This is a genomic window from Vibrio kanaloae, assembly GCF_024347535.1.
Taxonomy (GTDB): Bacteria; Pseudomonadota; Gammaproteobacteria; order Enterobacterales; family Vibrionaceae; genus Vibrio; species Vibrio kanaloae.
The window spans coordinates 1,742,937-1,766,000 of the sequence record NZ_AP025497.1 but is presented as its reverse complement, the minus strand read 5'-3'; the positions used below and the strand labels follow the sequence as shown (position 1 = coordinate 1,766,000).

General features: G+C 42.7%; 19 protein-coding genes and 1 riboswitch. Of the genes, 5 read left to right on the top strand and 14 right to left on the bottom strand.

All coding sequences use genetic code 11. The features are described from left to right. Positions 1-83: 83 nt before the first annotated feature. The 4 genes from OCV24_RS08145 to OCV24_RS08130 all read right to left on the bottom strand — a co-directional run bounded on the left by OCV24_RS08145 (position 84) and on the right by OCV24_RS08130 (position 3,816). Complete coding sequence (locus OCV24_RS08145; protein WP_046222870.1) at positions 84-815, bottom strand: anti-sigma factor; 732 nt, start codon at positions 813-815, stop codon at positions 84-86. Then, positions 812-1,345: a sigma-70 family RNA polymerase sigma factor gene (locus OCV24_RS08140; RefSeq protein WP_060467566.1), complete on the bottom strand. Its 534-nt coding sequence runs from the start codon at positions 1,343-1,345 to the stop codon at positions 812-814. Before OCV24_RS08140 ends, OCV24_RS08145 begins: the two co-directional genes overlap by 4 nt. A 138-nt stretch (positions 1,346-1,483) precedes the next feature. After that, on the bottom strand, positions 1,484-2,035 hold the full coding sequence (locus OCV24_RS08135; protein ID WP_102506388.1) for a DUF3455 domain-containing protein: 552 nt from the start codon (positions 2,033-2,035) through the stop codon (positions 1,484-1,486). A 308-nt stretch (positions 2,036-2,343) separates the two neighbouring features. Continuing rightward, positions 2,344-3,816: a carboxypeptidase M32 gene (locus tag OCV24_RS08130; protein WP_136998200.1), complete on the bottom strand. Its 1,473-nt coding sequence runs from the start codon at positions 3,814-3,816 to the stop codon at positions 2,344-2,346. A 324-nt stretch (positions 3,817-4,140) separates the two neighbouring features. On the opposite strand from OCV24_RS08130, the gene OCV24_RS08125 reads away from it, so the two are divergent. After that, a complete protein-coding gene (locus tag OCV24_RS08125; protein WP_029626806.1) occupies positions 4,141-4,776 on the top strand; it encodes a LysE family translocator in 636 nt (211 codons plus the stop codon). Between the two features lie 102 nt (positions 4,777-4,878). Here the strand turns inward: OCV24_RS08125 and OCV24_RS08120 are convergent, their stop codons facing one another. The 4 genes from OCV24_RS08120 to OCV24_RS08105 form a co-directional block, all read right to left on the bottom strand. After that, positions 4,879-6,354 carry an aerolysin family beta-barrel pore-forming toxin gene (locus tag OCV24_RS08120; protein ID WP_102506386.1) on the bottom strand — a complete coding sequence of 492 codons (1,476 nt, stop codon included), beginning with the start codon at positions 6,352-6,354 and terminating at the stop codon, positions 4,879-4,881. A gap of 445 nt (positions 6,355-6,799) precedes the next feature. Beyond that, positions 6,800-7,261: a hypothetical protein gene (locus OCV24_RS08115; protein WP_017055226.1), complete on the bottom strand. Its 462-nt coding sequence runs from the start codon at positions 7,259-7,261 to the stop codon at positions 6,800-6,802. Beyond that, entirely contained in the window at positions 7,258-8,064 is an 807-nt protein-coding gene (locus OCV24_RS08110) for a winged helix-turn-helix domain-containing protein (RefSeq protein ID WP_017055227.1), read from the bottom strand. The genes OCV24_RS08115 and OCV24_RS08110 overlap by 4 nt, the downstream gene beginning before the upstream one ends. A gap of 396 nt (positions 8,065-8,460) precedes the next feature. Further along, positions 8,461-9,831 carry an alanine/glycine:cation symporter family protein gene (locus tag OCV24_RS08105; protein ID WP_150877966.1) on the bottom strand — a complete coding sequence of 457 codons (1,371 nt, stop codon included), beginning with the start codon at positions 9,829-9,831 and terminating at the stop codon, positions 8,461-8,463. 129 nt (positions 9,832-9,960) lie between these two features. Continuing rightward, a riboswitch (glycine riboswitch) is annotated at positions 9,961-10,094 on the bottom strand. A 623-nt stretch (positions 10,095-10,717) separates the two neighbouring features. Between OCV24_RS08105 and OCV24_RS08100 the strand changes: the two genes are divergently transcribed. After that, positions 10,718-11,452, top strand: coding sequence for a chromosome segregation ATPase (locus OCV24_RS08100; protein WP_017055229.1), 735 nt, complete (start codon positions 10,718-10,720; stop codon positions 11,450-11,452). Between the two features lie 323 nt (positions 11,453-11,775). Continuing rightward, entirely contained in the window at positions 11,776-11,991 is a 216-nt protein-coding gene (locus tag OCV24_RS08095) for a hypothetical protein (RefSeq protein WP_017055230.1), read from the top strand. A 144-nt stretch (positions 11,992-12,135) separates the two neighbouring features. On the opposite strand, the gene OCV24_RS08090 is transcribed toward OCV24_RS08095, so the two are convergent. The 6 genes from OCV24_RS08090 to OCV24_RS08065 form a co-directional block, all read right to left on the bottom strand. Then, on the bottom strand, positions 12,136-13,677 hold the full coding sequence (locus tag OCV24_RS08090) for an alanine/glycine:cation symporter family protein (protein WP_046222880.1): 1,542 nt from the start codon (positions 13,675-13,677) through the stop codon (positions 12,136-12,138). Positions 13,678-14,237: 560 nt separating this feature from the next. Continuing rightward, a complete protein-coding gene (locus OCV24_RS08085) occupies positions 14,238-15,410 on the bottom strand; it encodes an ABC transporter permease (protein WP_046222881.1) in 1,173 nt (390 codons plus the stop codon). Beyond that, a complete protein-coding gene (locus OCV24_RS08080; protein WP_046222882.1) occupies positions 15,407-16,696 on the bottom strand; it encodes an ABC transporter permease in 1,290 nt (429 codons plus the stop codon). The genes OCV24_RS08085 and OCV24_RS08080 overlap by 4 nt, the downstream gene beginning before the upstream one ends. Positions 16,697-16,703: 7 nt before the next feature. Continuing rightward, complete coding sequence (locus tag OCV24_RS08075; RefSeq protein WP_017055234.1) at positions 16,704-17,678, bottom strand: HlyD family secretion protein; 975 nt, start codon at positions 17,676-17,678, stop codon at positions 16,704-16,706. Between the two features lie 3 nt (positions 17,679-17,681). Next, complete coding sequence (locus OCV24_RS08070) at positions 17,682-19,124, bottom strand: TolC family protein (RefSeq protein WP_150877968.1); 1,443 nt, start codon at positions 19,122-19,124, stop codon at positions 17,682-17,684. Between the two features lie 237 nt (positions 19,125-19,361). Continuing rightward, the gene (locus tag OCV24_RS08065) at positions 19,362-19,589 is read right to left on the bottom strand and encodes a hypothetical protein (RefSeq protein ID WP_017055236.1); all 228 of its coding nucleotides are present in this window, start codon (positions 19,587-19,589) and stop codon (positions 19,362-19,364) included. Positions 19,590-20,217: 628 nt separating this feature from the next. Here OCV24_RS08065 and OCV24_RS08060 point away from each other — a divergent pair. Both OCV24_RS08060 and OCV24_RS08055 read left to right on the top strand, forming a co-directional pair. Next, on the top strand, positions 20,218-21,867 hold the full coding sequence (locus OCV24_RS08060) for an ATP-binding protein (RefSeq protein WP_032547857.1): 1,650 nt from the start codon (positions 20,218-20,220) through the stop codon (positions 21,865-21,867). A gap of 69 nt (positions 21,868-21,936) precedes the next feature. Next, on the top strand, positions 21,937-22,632 hold the full coding sequence (locus OCV24_RS08055; protein ID WP_017055238.1) for a response regulator: 696 nt from the start codon (positions 21,937-21,939) through the stop codon (positions 22,630-22,632). Positions 22,633-23,064 lie beyond the last annotated feature (432 nt).

Sequence of the window (23,064 nt, the reverse complement as noted above, 5' to 3'; positions counted from 1 at the left end):
CCGTCAAAAAAGGCTGAGTCAGTAACCTGCTCAGCCTTCTTTCTATTCATTCTATAGGGAATGGTCTTTAAATTATCTGCTCACTATATCGAAAGGCCGCGACCAATTGAGGTAATAGGGCCAGTTGGGCGACCTGTAGAAGAGCCTGTTTCTTGCTCTAAAGTTAGTTCGAACAATTGGTTTTCTGTTAGTGGCGGTAATTCACTAATATTTAGATTAAGCGTTTCGCCTTCTCTGACTAATCCTAGTGAAACAGGTGCATCCCAATCATCGGCTTTTGTCCAAAATTGTAATGCTTTGCCTTCTGGTATTCTCACTGCACCTAGGGGCACTAGTTGCATATGATTGGCATGAGTGGTTTGAATTACCCAACTTGGGTTTTTGTTTTCTGGTTGTACTAACACCGCGATATAAGTCGGTGTGCTCTGCATTGGTTCAAGGGTCTGTAATTTAAAACCTAGTACCATAGCTAGTACAAGACACGCCATTGAGATAGCCCGCCATAAACCGAGACTTTGCCAGAAATGGCTTTGTGGTTCAGGTCTTGATTGCGTTACCGGTTTAGAAGATTCTTCAAGTTCATCTATGCTGCGCTCAATACGTGCAGATAAAGGTTGAGAGGCGACTTTTGGCTCTAATCTATCAGTAATAGACAAAAAATGGGTTTGCCATTGATTAACCGCTTGTTGCAATTCGGTACTGTCAGCTAAACGTTGTTCAAAATTATATCGTTCTTCTTCTGTCAGTGTGCCAAGCACATATTGGCCGGCTAAATTATCATCGTTGATAGGAATTTGTTGCGTATCTTTTTTCATTGCAGACACCCCTTTAAAGCATTCAAGCTGCGCTTAATCCATGATTTTACGGTACCAAGGGGTTTGTTAAGCAATTGAGAAATTTCGTCTTGGGTGTAGCCATCAACATAAGCGTGCAATATACACAATTTGCGTTCGGGTTCTAAATATTCCAAACATGTTTGTAGAGACGTTTGTGCCAAAGGATCTTCTGAAAGTTCAGAAATACCATCTGGCTGCTCTGCTAAGTCTAATACTTGACTATCACATAGAGCGAGTAACAAATCTGGTTCTGATAAGATTTGGCGGTTGGAGTGTTTAAGTGCATTTAACGCTAAATTACGGGTTAACGTATATATCCAACCACGTGCGGACCCTAGCTCTTGATGGTAGGAGTTTGCATTTTTCCAAATTTTTATAAAGGCGTCATGCACAACGTCTTCGGATAAAGCACGGTTTTGCAAAATCCTCAGCACTACAGTGAGTAATCTTGATGCTTCCTGTTCATATAACTGTCTTAAGGCTTGGCGATCGCCTTGAGCGCAGTGCATTAGAACACTTTCATAGTCGAACTCTGTCGATATTGACACACGATATACCTGTTTATAAAACGTCCAGTATACGTAACTGGACGTTTTAAGTCATTATTTAGTCAGTGTTTATTCTCGTGTACGGTGGCGGTAATGCGATCACTTTTGTTTCCAGAATAAATACTCACCAGAGTAGTTAACCACGACTTTATGACCAAGTTTGTCCATAGTACAACCTGTCATTGGAGCAGCACCGCCCTTTAAATTAATACGCTGTATATAAGTGACATCTTTTAATGTACCAGAACGCATAGACTCATTTGCTTTGACTAACTGCATCGGAATACTGCCTTTATCTGAAGGGGAAACGGCCAGTTGTTTACCGGTAATAGATGAACCATCAAGAGATTCCCATGTTGCAGGAGGACCAAAATAAGAGACTAAATGGTTGCCTTTATTATCACTTAAAATGGCTCGAGGACCAGCAAATACCCATTTTGCACTCTTGTCATTTGAACTGTCTACTTTGCACTCCCATGTGATATTACCTTCCGCAACAGTAAACATGGCGACTTTGTTACCCTCCGGTACACGCACTTCACTTGGTAGGTTGTCTTGAGAAAAGGTACCAGCATAGGATTGAGCAGCCATAGCCATTAGAGCTGATGTTGCGGTGATTTTTAATGCTTTCAATATGTATTGTTTTTTCACTGTCGTATCCCTTTTTATCAGTCGATTTTGAATTTGAAAAACAGCTTTTTCCTGCTGTTACTAGGTACTACAATCGAACAAGGTATTTGGATGCAGAAAAGTAAAATAAATTGAAATTATTTTTATGGAAGGTATTTAAAAAAGGAAAGTTTTCACGTAAGTAACTATATTATAATGACTTTATCCCACAACCTAAGTTTGATAAACATTACAGATAATCTGCGGCTATTACCATAGGGACAAAGCTCTATATCAGTGAAGACTAAGCCTTCCTTCAAATAACAATAGGAAGGCTTAGTATCAAGTGATTATAGATAGCGCTCTTCTAGGTGCTTTTTAAAGTATGCAGCGTTAAGTGTTTCACCTGTCGCACCTCTCACTAAATCATCAGTGGCCAGCAGGCTGCCTTTGCTCCAAATATTCGATTCTAACCAAGTGAAGATAGGCGATAGGTCACCACTTTCAATTACTGAGTTCACATCAACCGTTTTCTTCATTGAAGCCATAAACTGAGCCGCGTACATCGCACCTAGTGTGTAAGATGGGAAGTAACCGAATGCGCCATCTGTCCAGTGAATATCCTGCATACAGCCATTAGTGAAATTGCCTTGGGTGCTTAAGCCAAGGTATGACTGCATCTTGGTACTCCAAAGTTCTGGCACGTCGGTGTGTTTGATCTTACCGTTGATCAAGTCACGCTCAATCTCGTAACGTAAAATCACGTGCGCTGGGTAGGTCAGCTCATCGGCATCAACACGGATGAAGTCTTTCTTCACGCGCGTGTAGATCTTCTGGAAGTTCTCTTTCTCAAACTCTGAACCAGAGAATTGTTGACCCGTGAGGTTCGCTAAGTGTCCAATGAACGGATCGCTGCGGCCAACTTGCATCTCGAAGAACAAAGACTGAGATTCATGGATACCCATAGATCGAGCTTCACCGGCAGGTTGGCCTGCTAGGTGTTTAGGTAAACCTTGCTCATAACGTGCATGCCCCGTTTCGTGGACGATACCCATCAAGCTCTGAACGAATTCAGCTTCATCGTAGCGAGTCGTAATACGCACGTCTGAAGGGACGCCGCCACAGAATGGGTGAACACTTTCATCTAATCGGCCGTGTTCGAAGTCGAACTGAAGCAGTTTCATGACTTCTAAACCAAGTGCTTTTTGTTTCTCGGTCGAATAGATGCCAGATGGCGCATTAAATTGCTCGCTCGATTGCTTTTCGATCACTTCATCAATCAAGCCTGGAAGCCAAGTTTTAACGTCTGCAAATAGGGTATCCAGCGAAGCAGAACTGGTGCCCGGTTCATAGATATCAAGCATCGCATCATAAGGTGTTAGGTTAGCAGCATCAGCGCGAATTTGCGCCTCTTCACGTGACAGCTCAACCACTTCACGCCAGTTCTTTTCAAAACCAACCCAGTCGTTTTCTCCACGTTGGCTACGCCATGCATGTTCACATTTTGAACCTGCTAGAGATTTCGCTTCAACCAGTTTTTCTGGAAGTAGGTTCGCTTGTTGCCATTGGCGTTTGATTTCACGAAGTGACGATTGTTGCTCGTTGTTCAGCGCTTCGTTTTCAGCGTCTGCAATCCAATCACCAAGTTGCGGTTGCGTCATTAATCCGTGAATATGAACAGATAGCTCGGCCATCGCTTCACTACGAGCTTGGTTACCGCCAGCCGGCATCATGGAAGCTTGGTCCCAACCACAAATAGCGGCTAGGTGTTGAAAGCGTGAACATTTTTTAGAGTGTTCGACTAGTTTTTTGAATGCGCTCATTTGACTACTCTTAATTTAGTTTCTTTTAATGATCCTACTGGCAACGCCGGAGGTTAGGCTCATCTCAGTGTTTGTTACCTTATTGTGGTTTTTACTTTGCCTGCTTCTAGAAGCTGCGAACTATAGTAGAAAATATATAGCTAGTAGAAAATATAGCTTAAACGACCAAGGCAAGTGATGTCGAAAATTTACTATTTTTTAACAAGTTAAACTGTATCAGTGTGCACAAAATCAGTGAGTTGTATCGCTGATCGAAATTGTTGCTTGCGAATTGTTCAGATACACGGTATTGATGATAAATTGCTGAACAAGAATAACAATGATATGGATATTTTGAACTTTGAGGCATTTCTTATTGCCATCACTATTTTAACATTAACGCCGGGTTTAGATACGGCATTAGTGATTCGCAATACGAGCCGCTCGGGCTTAGCTGACGGTTGTATGACCAGCTTTGGTATTTGTAGCGGTCTTTATGTACACGCCTTTTTCTCTGCTGTGGGGATCTCCGCGATTCTTGCCCAATCAGCTGAACTCTTTCAAGCCGTTAAAATGGTGGGCGCGGTTTACCTGATTTGGCTTGGCTTAAGCAGTTTACGAGCTTTGATGAAAAATGGTGGCGAAGTGAAGGTGGGTGAACAAGTTAAGCAAGCCTACAGTGCTAAGCGTTCTTTGCGTGAAGGCTTCTTGTCTAATGTTCTTAACCCGAAAACGGCAGTTTTCTACTTGGCCTTTTTACCTCAATTTGTAAACCCTGAAGGTTCGCCTTTATTGCAATCTATGCTGATGGCTTCGGTCCACTTTATGATTGCGATGGTTTGGCAATGTGGCTTAGCTGGTGCTCTTAACTCCGCTAAAAACTTGCTTAAGAATGCGAGCTTTATGAAGTGGATGGAAGGTGTGACAGGCATGGTGCTGGTGGGGCTGGGCGTAAAGCTTCTAATGGAAGAGCCTGTGTAGTTCACCGTTTTCTGATAGAACATATGAAAGCCCACGATATATCGTGGGCTTTTGCGTTTTAAGGCTTGTAGAACTTTGTAGCGCTCTGATTAAACAACGTAGTTATTCAACGACGCTAATGTTCATCTCTGCACCTTCAAAACCTAGGTCGCTCAACTCATCAGCATTGAAGTTGGTGGTGACTTCGATATCGCCAATGCGCTCAGTGGTTTCGTTGACGGAATCAACACTTCTTTTGCTACGTAAATTGTTGGTAATCGGTGTTGCTTGGCCAATCTCAATGGTACCGGCAAATTGAGAGTCAGCGTAAAAGTCACCCGACACATAAGAGTGGAATGGGCGTAAGCTTCCGCCTGTTGCGTACTGCATGTTTGATAAGCCAGCTTCTTTGATTGCCCAGCCCCAATCCCACCATTTTGTCTCACCTGGAATGTATCGGTGATCCCACTGGTAACGAATGTCTGCGGATTTATCGCTGCCTCGACCCATAGTAAAGGTGTGAGCTTTGTAAGGGCGGTTGTCTGGATGGGAGTGCCATGCGTTGCCACCCCAACGAAGGAAGCCATTAAACTCAACATCGTAACTAATGTCGGCGTTGAATCGATATGGGTAGGAGATGCTTGAACGATACAATTCAACTCGAATCGGAAGCTCTGAGTTTGCTGGAACCATAGGGCGCGCTTGAAGTGTCACTTGTTCACTAGTAGAACCACCATTGGATTTAGAGAAGCTTTGGTTGGCTTCAAACTTAATAGTGAGTTTAGTTTCGCCAACAAGAGGCCACTTAAACGTATTTTCTGTTTGAACGCTTTGCGAGAATCCATAGCTGTTCGTTTTCGACCAGTTTGTTGATTCGTCTACTTTCAGATCGACAACCACTTGTTGGGCGATATTACTGTTGTTTCTTGCGGTAGCGTAAACGGTCTTCACTAATTCACGGTCTGATTCGACAACATCACCATGCCAAAAGTTGTCATCGTTAACGGTGTAGGCAAAGTTGTCGACGGTGATTTTGGTTTTTTCACCACAACGATAACCGCTACAAGATCCATTGTTATTTCCTTGTATCACCCAACTGTCGCCAGAGCGCTTTATCGTCATGTCTTCGCCAACATACTGACTGTTATTACCGCCAACCCATGCGTAACCTAGGTTGTGGGCTAAATAGCTTAATGGGCGAACAAAGTCGTTACGGTTGTTCACTAATTCATACTGAACATCGATTTCGCTGCCTTCCTGAACCGATTTGGCGGAATAGTTAGGGATTTCAGATTGGTCGTTGTTTGGGTAACAGAACGTTGACCCACTGCTTGATTGCTTAATTTCGCCATGATAACCAGGCCCCATGATTACCCAGTTTCCTTTTAAGCCTGTGATCTGCCAAGTGCCCATACGGGCGACCAAAGCACTCTTCTGCTCTTCGGCTTCATAACGGTCTATAGGACGATAACCAGAGCGACATACATCTTCACCAAGTTGCTCAAACACGATTTGGTCTGGGTAAATCTTTGCGTTTACACCGGTTGATAGAACAGACAACACTGCGGTTGCTAAGAGACTTCTGTTTATTCGGATCATGAACAATTCCCTCATTTGTAATTTTTCTATTTTGATAATGTTTTTTGTGCCGTGCAGTTAACAAGACAAGTTCACTTTTTCATGTTGATAAATAGATAGATACTGAAAAGGGTTGAATTAATTTTCCACTTTAATTCAATGACTTGTAATGTTGATTTTGTTTTATTAATGAAACGATATGCAACGTAAAGGAAATTATTTGATGGAGTTCAAGCTATTTTTATGAAATGAGGAAATACTTTTGATACTCGAACGTCAATATTTCTTGATGTTAGTGAGAAACTGACATTGAGGATGCTATTTGAAGTGTTTAGGTCGACGGAAAGAATATATTAGTTATAGGATGAATAAATAAGATAACCAACCGTTTGTATGGGTAATATAGATGGTTATCCAATTTATTAAATATGAGAAAATGGTAGTTAATTTACTCCATCAATTTAGACTATCGTTTAGCTAGTAGTTGTGTTCGGCCTGTATTACATGTGCGGATTATGGCAAATAAATCGTTCGAACTTAAGATATCAACCTTGAGTGTTAATGGGTCATTGTTGATGAGTAGGTAGGGTGACAACAAGCTGTCATTCATTGTTTTACTTATTTTTTGTACGGAAACTAAGTCGATAGTGCCTGATATTGAAAAAAAAAGTGATTGAGAAGGACCTGCTTCTCCTTTAAAGCGAAGAACAATAGGGTCGGGCACGTTGTCATCTTGAACGGATATAAGGTGTAGAACCTTGTTATCACTTATTTTGGTGAGTCCATCGGTACGTAGTACATTTCCATCGAGTATGAGATCCACCACGCTATGTTGATAATGGCGCTCCTCTTGTGGTGGAGAGGAAGGGATACTCCATATACCAATGAATAACGTTAACGAGGAAAACAGAGCTATAAATGGCATCATAATTGGCCTCTTTCTAGGAATAACGCTATCTCTGCACTCGCTTGATCCAATTGCGTTGCGGTGTAAAAGATATTGACGGATTGACGCGTTGCTTTGTTGAGTATGGAGAGCTCAGAATAGTCAGGTTCATCGCTTATGTATGCTACACAATCACATTGATGTTTATAGAGAATAGCCTCCAGTTCTGGACTTAGGACCATCTCTGGATCCTGGAGAACTTGTATCTGACCAACCCATTGTTCACTGAGTCGGTTAACGGGGGTGAGATCACTGAGGGTCTCATCATTGATCTTAGCAAAAGCCAATAGCGCCGACGCCATCAGTAAACAAGCGGTTGTGAAGTAACACAGTCTGTTTTTGTATAAGCTGACTTGTTGCGCAGCAGGTAAACTCGATTTGGATTCAGGTTTATGATCGTCTGGAATGGAGGCAGCAATGCTACTATGGTCGAGTGGAATTTGGTCGCTCACTGGATTGAAAAGAATAGTGTCTTCGCTTTGTGGCTGTGAGTCGATAAAGACACACTCATCAATAAGGCGGTAACCGACCTTCGGCACCGTGACGATGGGTGTTTCTCTGATGCCAAGCTTAACGAACCCTTGGCGAAGTAAGCTTATACACTTTGCAAGTGATGTATCCCCTATGAACTCGCTTCCCCATGCGAAGCTAATAATATCCTGTTTACTTACAATCTCGGGCGAATTTTTAAGTAATAACTCTAAAACACAAGTCTCACGATATCCTATTTTAATAGAACGTTCGTCGTTATAAATACGGTTTTTAATAGGGTCGAATCTGATCATATAGCCAACGTTTTATTTTTATTATAATTCTCTCAACAGTGTAGATGACTATAAACGGACTCATATATGAATTAAAGTCACATATTTTATTGGGGTGTGTTTTTGAGCGGTTAAAACAAAAGTGCAGTTTATTCGTTTTTGACAAAAATACTGACACTTAGTCACAATTTTTTAAAAGTAAGCAATGTCTAATTAAGAGTTTATTTTATTAGTGAGTTTTATATTAGTGGATTTTTATTAATCTTTGTCTAATATTTAATTGGAACCGTACCCGAATAAATATTGTATTTATTTATGGATATTCGGTAGTCATAACTTAGTCAGTTTAACTTTCGAGTGAATATAAAAAAGCCCGCACTTGAAGTGAGTGCGGGCTTTGTGTTCAATCAATTTAGGTTATACTCTAACTGCTTCGCTATCATTTGAAGAAGTTAGAGGCTTGAAGAAGAGCTTCGTTTCTTCGACAACAACGTGGCGTAGTAAAATAAGTCCGATTAGGTTCGGAATTGCCATTAGGCCATTCACGATATCTGCCATTATCCAGATCATGTCGAGCTTTAAGAATGCCCCAGAAGCCACCAACGCGATGAAGATTATCTTGTAAGGTAGAACGGCTTTAGTACCCAACAAAAATACAACGCAGCGCTCACCGTAGTAGTTCCAACCTAAAATTGTTGTAAACGCAAAGAAAATTAAGCCAACAGAAACCAGCATTGGGCCAAGGGTGTCTGCATTCAAACCAACAGCGAATGCATGAGTGGTCATCGCAGCGCCAGAAAGGTCCGTCTGCCAAGCACCCGTTAAGATAAGCGCCAAGCCTGTCATCGTACAGATGATGATGGTGTCAAAGAAGGTACCTGTCATAGAGACAAGTCCTTGCTTCACGCATGAATTTGTTTTTGCCGCAGCCGCAGCCATTGGCGCACTACCCAAGCCAGATTCATTAGAGAACACACCACGAGCAATACCTGATTGGATGGCAAGCATGATGCTCGCACCAAAGAAACCTCCTGTTGCTGCTGTGTTAGTAAACGCAGAGGTAACAACAAGGGTAATGGCATTCAGTAGTTGATCTGCATTTGAAATCAGAACGCTTAAACACGCGACGACGTACATAACCGCCATAGTAGGGACAACTTTCCCTGCCACTTTAGCGATAGATTGGATACCACCAAGGGTTACAACTGCCACCAATATCGTAAGAACAACCGCAGACATCTCACGCGAAGCGCCAAATGAGATGTGAGTTGCGTCTAAGATTGCGTTGACTTGTGGGAAGGTACCAATACCGAAGCAGGCAACACCCAAAGCGAACACAGCGAACATCACCGCTAAGACTCTTGAGCCGACACCGTATTGAAGGTAGTACATTGGGCCGCCAACCATTTCACCATTACTATCGGTTCTGCGGTATTTAACGGCAAGTAGACATTCTGCATATTTAGTCGCCATACCAAATATAGCAGCAAGCCACATCCAGAATAGGGCACCAGGGCCACCAATCTTGATAGCGGTCGCTACACCAACGATGTTACCTGTACCAATGGTCGCTGAAAGCGCAGTACACAAAGCGGCGAAACTTGATACATCACCCGTACCCGATTTGTCTTTGCTGAACACCATTTTTAGTGCCGTTGGGAGGTGTCTAAACTGGAGCAAGCCTAAGCGAAAAGTAAAGTAGATACCTGTCCCCACTAGCAGAATAAGCAGTGGTGGTCCCCAAACGAATTGGTTGATGGTTTGTAGTGTAGCTTGTAGGTGGTTCATAGATTCCCCTTAATAAATTAAAAATTTAAGGAGAAGAGGGAAGGCAGCGCAGATCACAGGGATCGATAGCACCACTTAATACATACGGATTTCTAGATAGAATTCTATTGTTAATTAAGGTTTGTTGCTTTCCACTCCTCTGTCCTTTTGCCTGAGAGTTTCACTTAGCGAATCACTTATAGATAAGTTACGGGCACTAAGCTTGCTCCTTCGGCGGCCGCTTTCTACAACAAAGTAGTACGGCTCTCTCCAGAGGTTCCTCCAACGACAGTCCTCACTTTTCTGGGGTTAACCAGCATAAAGCACCTGAAAGATTTACTTCTTCGGCGGGTCAATCTAACTAAATGTTAAAGTTTAGTTAAAAACCACTCTCCTGCAGTCTTCATTGGAACAATTACCTAAATAATCAGGTAATCTGTAGGCGTATCCTAGATCATATAAAATGTGATGTCAGCTACAAAATATCTGTTTGCACAAATGTTGTTCAACTAAATGATCAAACAACGTGACTCTGACGTAACTTGCTTATTTAAATGGTATAAAATAGAGAAACAAGGAGGAGTTATGACTCGACTAATAGCGATTGTTTTTTTATTAGCTTTGGCATTTGTACTGTTTCGTTATCGGACTAACGAAAAGGTGCAAAAAGGGGTAGTGATAGTTATCGTTAGCAGCTTCCTTTTGTATACAGCCAGCTTGATGATTTCGGAGTTAACTCGTTAGGCGCGGTGGTTTCTACTGCGTTTTTAAATGAGCGGTGTTCAAACGACAGCGAGCGAGTGGACATGAACTTAGGTGATGTATTCAAGGCTTAGGTGATAGGTTTAACTGAATCTTGAACATCAGTGACCGCGTAATGTTAAACATATTTTGGGAGTACCCGCTAGTGAACCAGCAATCTGGACAAAGCGAACAAGATGAAGTGGTTGTTATTGAAGAACGTGATAAGCGCAGTCAGCTTTATATCGGCATTGCTGCGGTTATAGGTTTAGCGCTAGGTGGCTTAATCGGTTCTACAGTGACGGCTTCGAAGTGGGAGTCCACTTATCAGGTACTTGAAACCCGATATCAAGAATTGCGCGACAGTAAAACGGAATTGATGACGTCAGTGGAAGCGAAGGTGGCAAAAGTCGATACCGAGGTCGATGCAAAAGTAGAAGCCGCGCTAGTCAAACAGGCTGAAGAGCATCAAAAAGAGGTCCAAGACTTAGCGAAACAATCTGCAGTTTTAGAGAAAGCGAACTACTCGCTAGAACAACAGTTAAACGAACAAAAGCAAACGCTAGACAAAACTAAACAGGACAACCTGAAGCTAAACCGTCAGGCGGATATGCAGTCGACTTTGTTTGAACGCTCTCGTGAATTGTTCCGTAAAGAATTACAAATTTCTCAAGAACTTGAAAAGCTTGAGAAAGAAAGAGATGAACTTGAACAGAAACTTGGCTCTTTAAAAAAGGCGTGTGACGTGTTTTTAGATGGCACATCATGGGATTCAAAATCAAATGCTTGTGAGAAACAAGATAACGCTAACTCTCGATTGAGTGATATCAGACAAATGATTCAAGTTCACACTATGGACCTCAAACAAATCAAAACATTAACTGAAGAGATGGGTCTATAAGCCGTAGGCTTTACCAACCTAACGTTAGTTTTGTAGTAAATATTGAAACGCCCACATCACACACGTGATGTGGGCGTTTTGCGTTTTCTCGGGAGCATAGCTCCAGTGTTTTGTCATTATTGATTATTTGCGTGTTTTCATTGTTTGCTTAGATATTTGTGAATAGATACGTATATCCACAATGATATGTTACTTATTGTCTATTAAATGACTTTGCATACATATTTTCAGCTCAGAGTCGCTGCATAATAGTGTTGTTCAGGATGAACACGAAGTCGATTGCTCGCTCGTATTTGGCTGCTTTGACGACAAGGGATGGGGTGATGCCAGAGTATCTTTGTGAGAACTGCACCATAGCTTATTGTTTCGATGATTGTTGTTCGCCATTAGCGCAAAAAGAGATGATCGAAGTAGAAGAGTTGATTCGTCGTGTCGACGTTGAACACGATAGTGAAAAGGGCGAAAAGAGTGAGCAGGGCATTGAGGATAGTTACTCGCCTAATCATTCAGACATAAAAAATCCCCACAAGCCAAGCTAGTAGGGATTTTGGATAAGTTGCAGTCCTGTTTACGCTTTCTCAAGTAAAGGGTCTTACAAAAATTTTTAGAACAGTTTCGTTTTTAGAGCTGTATCGTTTCTTAGAGTCCAGTTAGCTACTAGAGCAACCTCATTCCACTAAACATTATTTCTCATACGTTTTGATTTCGCCTGATTTCACACGAGCAACAAACGATTGCAGTTCTTTCTTCACAACTGGCATCAAGAAGTACAGACCAAGAATGTTGAAGATAGACATCGCAAAGATAGCCGCATCAGAGAAGTCGATTACCGCACCAAATTGAATCGTGGCACCAATAACAACAAACACACAGAACATCACTTTGAAAATCAGCTCCGTTGTTTTGCCTTCACCAAATAGGTAAGTCCAAGCTTTAAGACCGTAGTACGACCAAGAGATCATGGTAGAAAATGCAAACATGATTACCGCGAGAGCGAGTGTATATTTGAATACTTCTGCCGTTTCAGTAAACGATGCTGCAGTCAGCGTTACACCCGTTAAACCAGAACCATCGAACGGACCTACGTTTAAGCCAGCGATAGTGATAACCAATGCAGTCATTGTACAAATGATTACTGTATCAACGAACGGTTCTAATAGGGATACTAGACCTTCGGTGATTGGCTCTTTTGTTTTTACCGCTGAGTGAGCGATAGCTGCTGAACCTACACCTGCTTCGTTCGAGAACGTTGCACGTTTCAAGCCTTGAATTAACGCACCAATGAATCCACCAACAACACCTTCACCAGTAAATGCACCTGTAAAGATTGCGCTGAACGCAGGGCCAACTTGATCAAGGTTAGAACCGATAACAATCAGAGCCATACCGATATACAGAGCAGCCATCCAAGGAACAACTTTTTCCGTAACCGATGCGATAGAAGGCATACCACCAACAATCACAGAGAAAACTAAAGAGGCAAGTACAAGGCCAGTGATCACACCGTATTCACTTGGTACATCAAATGCGTAAGTTAACATGGCATGTGCTTGGTTAGCTTGGAACATGTTACCACCGCCCAATGAGCCCAAAATACACATTAATGCGAAACCAATAGCGAGCGCTTTACCTAGTCCGCCTAAACCTCTTTCACCAAGACCTTGGCTTAGGTAGTACATTGGACCACCCGAAACAACGCCTGAAGGTAGGATAGTTCGGTATTTCACACCTAAGGTACACTCACAGAACTTAGAAGCCATACCCAGAAGGCCACACAAGATCATCCAGAATGTCGCGCCAGGACCACCAATCGCGAGTGCAGCACCCACACCGGCAATATTACCAAGCCCAACAGTACCAGAAAGCGCAGTTGTTAACGCTTGAAAGTGAGAAACTTCCCCTTCGTGTTTAGAGTTAGGATCGGTGTACTTGCCTTTGATAATATCTATTGCCATCCCTACACGTTTAAATTGAACAAAGCCAAAGTAAACAGTAAAGATGATCGCAGCGAGCAGTAGCCAGCCTACAATAATTGGGAAGCTTGCTTCACCTACCGGTACGCTTTTAAATATTAGCCCAACGAACCAACCTGTGTATTCGTTGAAAAATCCATCAACATTTTGACTTAAGTTGCTGATAGCTTGGTTAAATGATCCTTCTTCTGCAAATGCACTGGAACTAAACAATAATATAAACCCAAAAAATAATTCACGTATGTTTTTCATGGTTTTCCCTGTCTTTTTAATAAATTATGTTTGTTGCTGTTGTGTTTGTTTTCTATTTGATTTGTATATCTCAGTGGTTTATCTACTTCATTTGACGGCAACATAAACGGCTGTAGCTAGGTCGAAAAACGAAATAAATATAAGTACTGATCTTGCTTTATATGGATATCCTTTCGGTATGTGCACCAATAAGACTATGGTATTCGGCCTACCAAGCCCTACTGATAATCCTATACATAAAAATAATGCCAACAAAGAAATTTTTACAATAAATTTACAACTGTTTGGGTTTTGTCATCATTTTGGAATAAGTCGGTGCTTTTTAGGCTGAGAAAAGTATATACAGTAGTTGTTTTAGGGGTGGGTGAAGGAGAATTCAGAGTGATGGGTTGTAGGGACATAGAGGGAACGTAGGGGAGTTCGAGTATTCGATATGTTTTCGAGGTGTTTAAACATTCGAAGGCTGAAGGTGTATTCGGATCTGAGGATATTAAAAAAGCCCTTTATCAGAGCTTTTTTGATGAGCGGAAAGCATGAGTACTTTCCGCTAGAACATAAAACTAAACGGCTCGATGACTATTGCTGTTGCCAACCGTGCTTTTGCTGGATTTGTGGTAGAGTTTAAGTGCCAGCAACCAACCCCATAGAACAACTTGTCCCCATAACAGCGTCCATTGAGGTGCTACTTCTTGCCATGAAGCGCCCATCTGATTAAGAGCCAAGAAACCTTGAATCGCCGGTGTACTTGGGAATAGCTGTGATAACAGTACTAACCACTGAGGCATCATTTCAACAGGCCAGATAAATCCAGAGGAGAAGATAAGTGGCATCGAACTGATCAACACCACGACAGTGACTAACTCTCTTCTTGGCACTAGCTCACCAATAAAAATTCCGATCAAACAGCTTGCCAGTAAGAAAGGCAGCAGCAGAGTTAGAATTTGAGTCATAGAGGCGAGCAAGTTAATCCCATACATCGAGAAACTGGCTCCGAAGTAGTACATGGACAACAAGTAATAAACGCCGACTAAGGTACAACAACGAGCAAGGATCAGCTTAGCTGGTGGCATTTTACTCCAATAACCAAATGTCGATTGAGCGTTTTGTGTTGCGCCAACTAAACCAGAAGCCATAGCTAAGGTTTGTTGTAGGATCAACACAAAGACCGCAGGAACAACATAATCGATGTATCCCATGCGACTATTGAAGGTTGGCTTTAGGTTTAAGCTAAATGCACTGTAACTTTTGGCTGCCGATTCTAAAGGCACACCTTCGACTAACAAATGACTGACCTTAACTTGTGCAGCTAACGTGCCTCCGGCTTTGGCTAACCCCTCAACAATGGTTCCGTATACCAAGAAGTAAGATGCATCGCCTGCATAAGAGAGCGTAGGGCTATTTCCAAGAAGTAGATCTTTATAGAAATCTTCTGGGATGACGATGAACCCGCCAATCTCTTGGTTCAGCACGGCTTGTTTCGCATCTTCGATGGTGGAATCTCGACGAACCAAATCGATTTGAGAGGTCGCATCGACCATTCTTTCTAACTGGTAGCTGCTTTTGCTCTTATCCAAGTTCACCACCGACGCTTTCAATTGTTGAGGTACTTGATTAGCGTAAGGCAACGGATACAAAAAGGAATAGAAGACCACACCACCGAACACGGTGAGCAATACAACAGGGTTGCGAAGTACCGCTAAGAGTTCTTGCTTGAGCAGTTGAGTAAAGCTCATCGTTTTACTCCTTGTTGTGCTGATGCTTCTGGTTTCTCTTGCAGTGTTGCTTGTGTTGACGGCGTCGCTTTTGCAGATAGAGCAGCTTGGGCTGTTAGATCCGTTTGTGCAGACAGAGCCGATTGAGCCAAGTGTTTCTTAATTAACAACATCACCACGAAAGCAGGAACCGCGTACCACAACATGGAAGAGAGGCTGATCAGCGACTGTGCTGCGCTCACGCCATAGCTAGACTGTCCTGTTTGTACTTCGATGTAATGACTCACAGGCAATAAGCTTCTCCAAATTTGAGCTACCGTGTTCATGTCTGTCACCGGAAAGGTAATCCCCATGAATGCAAAACTTGGTGCCGTAAATGCGCCAGCGAAACTCATTGCCCTTGCAGGATCAAGTGTTAAGAAGAAAAACAAACAACCCATGATGATACAACTAATCACAGTAAGCAGTTGGGCGATGGTCAATGCCACAAAGCTGCCGTTAAATGGCCAGTCTAAGAGCACATAGAACCAAAAGCTAAACGCGATACCAAACATCAAAAACAAGACAAGGTAGGGCGTTAATGTTGATGCAAGTGACTTCACAGGGGCGCTGGATAACCAAGCGTGAAGCCCACAAGCTCTAACGTTCGCCGTCAAAACCAATATCGTGCCCACCACAATCATGATCTGCCATAGTGCAGGAATAACCGCAGACACCAAGAACTGAGCATAACTGCTGTTCTTGTTGAACAGTGGCGTGATCTGGCTTTGCACTGTTACTGCTTGGCCTAATGCGGATTGCACTGTGGTATCACCATGCGAAAGTTGTTTCACCACTTCGAGTTGCGCGTTAAATGTGCCTTGAACCTGCAGCAGAGCCGAGTTAACCAGTTTGCCGATCAAAATAAATTGGCTGTTGTAGAACACCGATACTTGCGGGTTTAACCCTAAGTAAATATCTCGGTCAAAGTGTCTAGGGATGACAACATAGCCATAGATATCGCGTTTGATCATCGCCTTAGCTGCTTCGCTCACTGAGCTGTATTTCTGACTCACTTGCAGCGTCGGGGAGGCATCAACTAAGCGCGTGAACTGTTGCGAAATTTGACTATGTTCAAGATCAACCACCGCAACGGGTAAGTCACGAGCGATGCCTTGTGAGAAAATTAGCCAAATGCTGGCAGCAAGAAGCAAAGGTATCCACGTTAGGCACGACAACAACCACTTGTCTTTGCTGACTATCGCCCACTGCCTAAGTAATATACTCGTCACTTTATGGTGATCTGATGAGTGAGAGTTAGCAGACATACGCCACCTAAAGCTCAACCACAAGGCTCATGCCCATACGCAGTGTTTCGTCGGTGTCGACAGGGCGTGCTTCTACTTCGAATGTACGTAAGTCAAAGCCTTGCGCTGCATCGGTTGAGCGCCAAGTCGCGAAATCACCCATGACGGCAATATGAGTCACTTTAAAGGTTAGTGATTTATCTAGAGCAGGAAGGTAGGCTTCAAATTGAGTGCCTTTCTCAAAGTGCTTCAACATGTCTTCACGAACATTGAACACAGCCCAGGCGTCTTGAGTATCGATAACGGTGACAACGGGGAAACCTTGTGGCGCTAATTCACCACTGCTCAATAGTACTTGGGCCACTTCACCACTAAACCAGCTGTGGATCTGTGTGTCTTTCGCGTAAGCCTCAACTTCCGCTACCGCACCTGCCGCCATTAACGCTTTTTGAGCGGCTGCCACTTTGGTTTCGTCGCGAGCACCTTCTTGCGCCAATTGGTACATTTGGAAAGCGGCACTTTCGGTGTACTTCGCCGCTTGCCACTGTGTTTTGGCTTCATCACGCTTCTGCTCGGCAACCACACCATCGTTGTAAAGATTATTCACTCGTTGGTAGGTTTTGTTCATTAGGTTTGCAGCAGCTTTGGCTTTCAACCATTGGTCTTTCGCAGCTTGGATTTGTTGGCTACGCGCACCATTCTCGGCTTCTTTAGCCAATGCACCTGCCGCTTTCTGTCCCGCTTTTGCTTGTTCTAATTTTGCATCAATTTCTGGGCTAAGAAGAGAGAAGATCAATTCTCCTTTTTCCACTGAATCGCCCTTGCGTACAAAGACTTGGTCTATTCGGCCGGGCACTTTAGAAGAGATACTGTATTGCTGTGCATCGATTTGTCCTTGAAGCTTAACGGGTTGAGGCTGATACGCTTGGTAAAAACTGTATCCGACCCAGCCAATAATTCCGATACCAACTAAAGATAGAAGAAGGGGCTTAATAGGTTTCATGAATTATCCTTTTGACTGGCTATCGGTGTCTGTTTTTGAATCGAAATCAGACGAAAAAGAAGAAGTTGAGTAACTCGAGTAAGCGTTCATTTCGCTGGTTAGCGCCAAAAGCTTGTTGAGAGAAATGAGGTATTTAAATCGCGCAGCAGATTGCTGGGTTTTAATGCTCGCAAGATAGAGTTCAGCATCAACAACCTCTAACGAATTAGAGAGCCCTTGAGTGAAGGCTTTTTTACGTAGGGATAGGTTCTCTTGAGCCAATGAAAGGCTGGAATTCAGTCCTTGAACCTCTTCAATTGCTTGGTTTGCTTCGAGGTAAGTCTTTTGAACCAACACGGTTAAGTCTTGCTTAGCTTGTGACTTCAGGAATTGGACCTGAGAAACAGCGCTGTGAGCAGCGGCTACTTTGTCTGAGCGCCCTGAGGTATCCAGTAACGGAACGTTCACCCCAATGCCAACTAACCAATCAGGCTTCATTTCGCTGGCTAGAGAGTCATCCTCATACAAGCTGTAATCACCGTAAAGGTACACATCAGGGTAGTATTTACCTTTCTCCGCTTTAATTAAGCTACTTGCTTGTTTCTCTTTCGCATCAAGGATTTTAAGGCCGGGGTAGGTCATTAGTGTTTGATCAATGAACACATCCATATGAGGTAGGTTCTTGTTGATAAACAGTTGCTCTGAAGGTTCGACGCGTTGACTTTGGCCAAGAATTTGAGTCAGTGCTAGCTGAGCAATCTTAAGATCATTCTCAGCCTTGGTGCGTTCAACGACCGCTTTATCTAAAGAAGCATCCGCTTGTAGACGTTCTACTCGTGCAATTTGCCCTTGTTGTTCCATCTTGATAGCGAAATCTCGGTGCTGAGTTAAGCCTGCTTCTACGGCTTGACGCGTTTTCACTACATCTTCCGCTAAGATCACTGAGAAGTAGTATTTGCTTAGGTCTTCGTATCGCGCCTGCTTTTCCATCAACAGTTGACTTTGCGCTTCTTCGCTTTTACCTTCGGCTACATTTTGTGCGGCGGTAATCCGTCCGCCCGTAAAAATAGGCCAAATAGCGCGAATCGAAGAGCTAAAGATGTCTTGTTCGGTGATGGTTGAGGTGATACCGCCCAGCGTATTTACAATTTGAGGGGGAATGGGAAAGCCAATTGAAGGAACTCCACTTAAACTATCCGAAAACTGTTCACCATTAATCGTCACATCACTATCAAGGTGCGTGTAGTTAGCCCCTAAGGTAATAGATGGAAGATTGAGGCTACTCGTTGAGTTCTGAAGGTGTTGATAACGTTCAACGTTGGCTTGTTGAGCCGCAAGTGAGTTATTGTTTTCTTGTAATATTTGCCACGCTTCAGAAAAAGTGAGCGAAGCTGCATAGCCTGGTGAAGCCATAGTGCTGAGAAGCATACTGGCGATCGCAAGGTATCGGAATTTTGGTTTGGTCATCTGTAATTAAATACCAATTAGAGTATTAACTCTAATGTTAGCAGGGCGATAGTTATTTGTCTTGAATAGATTGTATCTGTGAATAGATTGTCTCACACCAACAGAAGTCTCATAACTCGTCAATCAAGTGTAATAAGATAGAGTGATGAAGATGTCAAAGATAAATAACACTTAAAAAGCACGCCGAAGCGTGCACTCTAAGTTCTGTAAATAGTTGTCTTTACAGCATTAAGTGGTCTATTTAAAGCTTGGACAATGGTGATCGGCTCGCCATACCAATTGCTTTGACCCTTGCATTGTTTGTAATAAATCTTTGCCTGACATTTGCGGAAATGCTAACAATACCTTGAGATCGCGTGGGGATGCATCGTCTTTCTCATAGGCTCTTACATGAGTGAAAGTAGATTGTAAGTGTTTGAATAGCATAGTCTTAGTTAGACAAATTCCAAAATTATCGCGTTTCATTGCCTGGTTTCCTTTTCAACAATGTTTGTACGTTATGTTTTTTATCCCGTTGTCATTGGGCATCACCACTGGCTTACATGCCCTTATTATTAGTGTTTTTTCGTCGTTAACTGAGTCTAGCTGATGTTCCACTAGCACCTCTGAGTTTTCATTCCTGTCTACTGTTTAAGTAGAGGCAAACAAATAGGGTTGGAGACATCACTCATTTTTTTAACTTTCTCAACAGCAAAATTACAAGTTTCTTACTGTACGACACGTCTAGCGGGTCAATGATTGTTGCCTTTCTGTTAATCCAAATTGCGACCTAGATAGCTGTCTTAAAATGGAGACTTACAGTTTAACAACAATAAATTTCTTCATATGCAACTATTGTAATTGTATTTATTTTAAACAACCTAAAAACACCTAAAAGCTAAGTGATCTAGCTCAATGTTTACTCGTTTATTTATTTTTTGAGTCAATCAGCTCTGAAATTGAACAATAGCCTAAGTGACATAACGTAAGGGATTACTAATTAAGAGCCAACCCAATTATTTAGTTGAGTAACAGTCACAAATTCGTATAAGTACAAAGGCTATCGAATTAACTTGGTGTTAACATCAATGGCTAAGTATTAGGGACGTTCTATATGAAATGGAGTAGCATCAGCTTCAGAAAAAGGTTGCTGATTATCATGACGGTCACTGGGCTCGTTGAACTTTTGATACTGTCTGCTGCAGGTTTTTATTATATCAAGCAATCTCAAGAGCAAGAGATGGGGTTGAAAGCATTAGGTGTTGCTGAATTTCTATCCGAATCGCCACTTGTCACCAGTATTATTCAAGAAAATGGAACGTTGGATGCTAATGGTGTTCCCTACGTTCTGTCTGAAGAAACCCAAGTTAAATTTCGTAACCTTACTCAGCTGATTGGCGCGGCGTTTATCGTTGTGGGAGATGATAAAGGTATCCGCTTGATCCACCCTTATGATGACAGGCTCGGTAAACCAATGCGTGGTGGCGATAACCAAAAAGCGTTGGTATTGGGTGAGTCTTATGTGTCGACGGCTAAAGGTTCACTCGGTTTTTCTGTACGTGGTAAATCTGCAGTCAAAGATGCTCAAGGCAATGTCATTGGCGTGGTTTCTGTAGGTTATTTATTGGATTCATTGCAAGACAGGATTGAGCCTTATTTAGCCTTTTTGATCGTGATGGCTTTGTTGGTGGTTGCGGTCAACGCTTTGATTTCAAGTTATGTCTCTCGCCGTTTTCAGCGCGCTATTTTAGGCTTTGAGCCTGAAGAGATAGGCCGATTGTATGTTGAGTTAGATGTAACCATGAGTACCGTGAAAGAGGGCATTCTGAGTATCGATAAGCACGGCATTTTGCGTTCTATTAATAAAAGTGCCTGCGATATTTTGTCGATAGACAGGGATAAATCCCTTAATCAGCGCCTTGCCGATGTATTGGCTGGCAGTGATTTGGAGAAACTTTTATCAACGGGAGAAATTGACCACGATGTTGAATTATACCTGAATAACAAACGAATTATTGCTAACCGTAGCCCAATTACTGTGGCCGGTGAAGTGGTCGGTGCGGTGTCCAGTTTCCGATTACGAGATGAGATTAATGATTTAACTGATCAGCTTTCTCAAACTAAAGAGTATGCGGATTTGCTACGTTCGCAAACGCACGAACACCAAAATAAGTTAAACACTATCAGTGGCCTAATTCAGATGGGCGAGTTGGATTCAGTACAGCAACTGATTGGCCAAGAAACCGCACACTACCAAAGCTTGATCGAGTTCTTGCGTGAAACCGTTAAAGACCCGCTTATTGCAGGTATGCTCTTAGGGAAAACGGAGCGCGCGAGGGAAATTGGTTTAGAGCTCAAAGTCGAAGAAGGCTCAAGGCTTGAAGCGCTGCCTAGTTGGCTGAACGCGGATGACGTTGTCACAATTCTAGGCAACCTGATTGATAATGCCTTTGATGCCACTATGACGGCTATTAAGCAAGAGGCTCAAATTGCTCCAGCGCGTCGGGTTATTGAAGTTTCAATCAGTGATTTTGGTAATGAAATTATCATAGAAGTAGAAGACAAAGGGTGTGGTTTACCGAAAGACTTGGAGACCAAAGCACTCACCGAAAAAGGCGTCTCGAGTAAAGCGAAGCAAAATCGCGGTGTTGGTTTGTATCTGATAAAGCAACTGACAGATCGATATCAAGGTCAGCTTGAAATGGTCGACAACCACGACTTTGGCACACGAATGACGGTTTATTTGCCAAAAGATGAACAATAATAATTAAGCGCGAAGCGATCTTGTGAAGATCATCGTGACGGAAAAAGCATGGTTAAAGGAAGAACATAAATGAGCGCAATCACGAGAGTCATGGTCATTGAAGATGATATTGCGATTGCAGAGCTACACCATCGTTATTTAGAACAGATGGGTGGCTTTGATGTGGTGGGGATTGCGACCACGCAGTCTGAAGCCTTAATGCAATTGGATATCTTAAAGCCGGATTTGGTTTTGTTGGATGTGTATCTCCCTGATGGGTGTGGATTGGATATTCTGAATCACGTAAGAGGAAGCAATCAAGGTTGTGACGTTATCTTGATTACTGCTGCTCGGGATGTGGATACTCTGCAACAGGCAATGCGCGGTGGAGTGGTAGATTATTTGTTGAAACCTGTGATGTTTCCTCGCTTAGAAGCGGCGCTGAAAAAGTATCAATCGCGACAGCAAGAGTTTGAAAGTGTATCGGATTTGAACCAAGGCTTGGTTGATAAGATGCTGCAAGCCAATGCGAAAGCGGGCTCAGGAAAGGTATCAACCTTACCCAAAGGAATTGATGGCGTAACGTTGGATAAGATCAGAGCGCTTTTTCAGCAAGTAAGCGCGACCAACATCACGGCGGACGAAGCGGGTGAACGTATTGGTGCAAGCCGAACCACAGCCAGACGCTACTTAGAGTTTTTGATCACGACGGGTGAGTTGGTTGCCGACTTAAACTATGGCACCGTCGGTCGCCCTGAGAGGTGCTATAATAGAGCGAAACGATAGGGCAAAATTAGAAGGTAGTACTCTTTATTTAAAGTCTTCCCTTCTACTTAAAGCTCCTCCTGCTTAAAAGATTCTCGTTTGCTTGAAGGTAGCGCTTAATTTAAACGTAGAATGCGAAATCAGTTGAGTAAAGCGCTGTTTGCTTTCTTCGGATATCCCGCAGTTAACTCCACCGACCAGATACCATTCTTTATTAACTACAATGTTCGTGAACGAGGAATTATCGTCACAACGGGCTTTACGAACTCAATAATCGCTTATATTCCGGACAAAGTGAGCCAATATTTAATCGATTGCCTTCACAGTGGTTGATGTAAATCAAATAGTCATAGACAATACTGTCCCGAATAGAGGTGATAGCTTTCACCCTCGTTTACCAAACGCATTCTCAAGTGTAATAGGCACTTGCTATTGATGTAATAGTTAAGACCT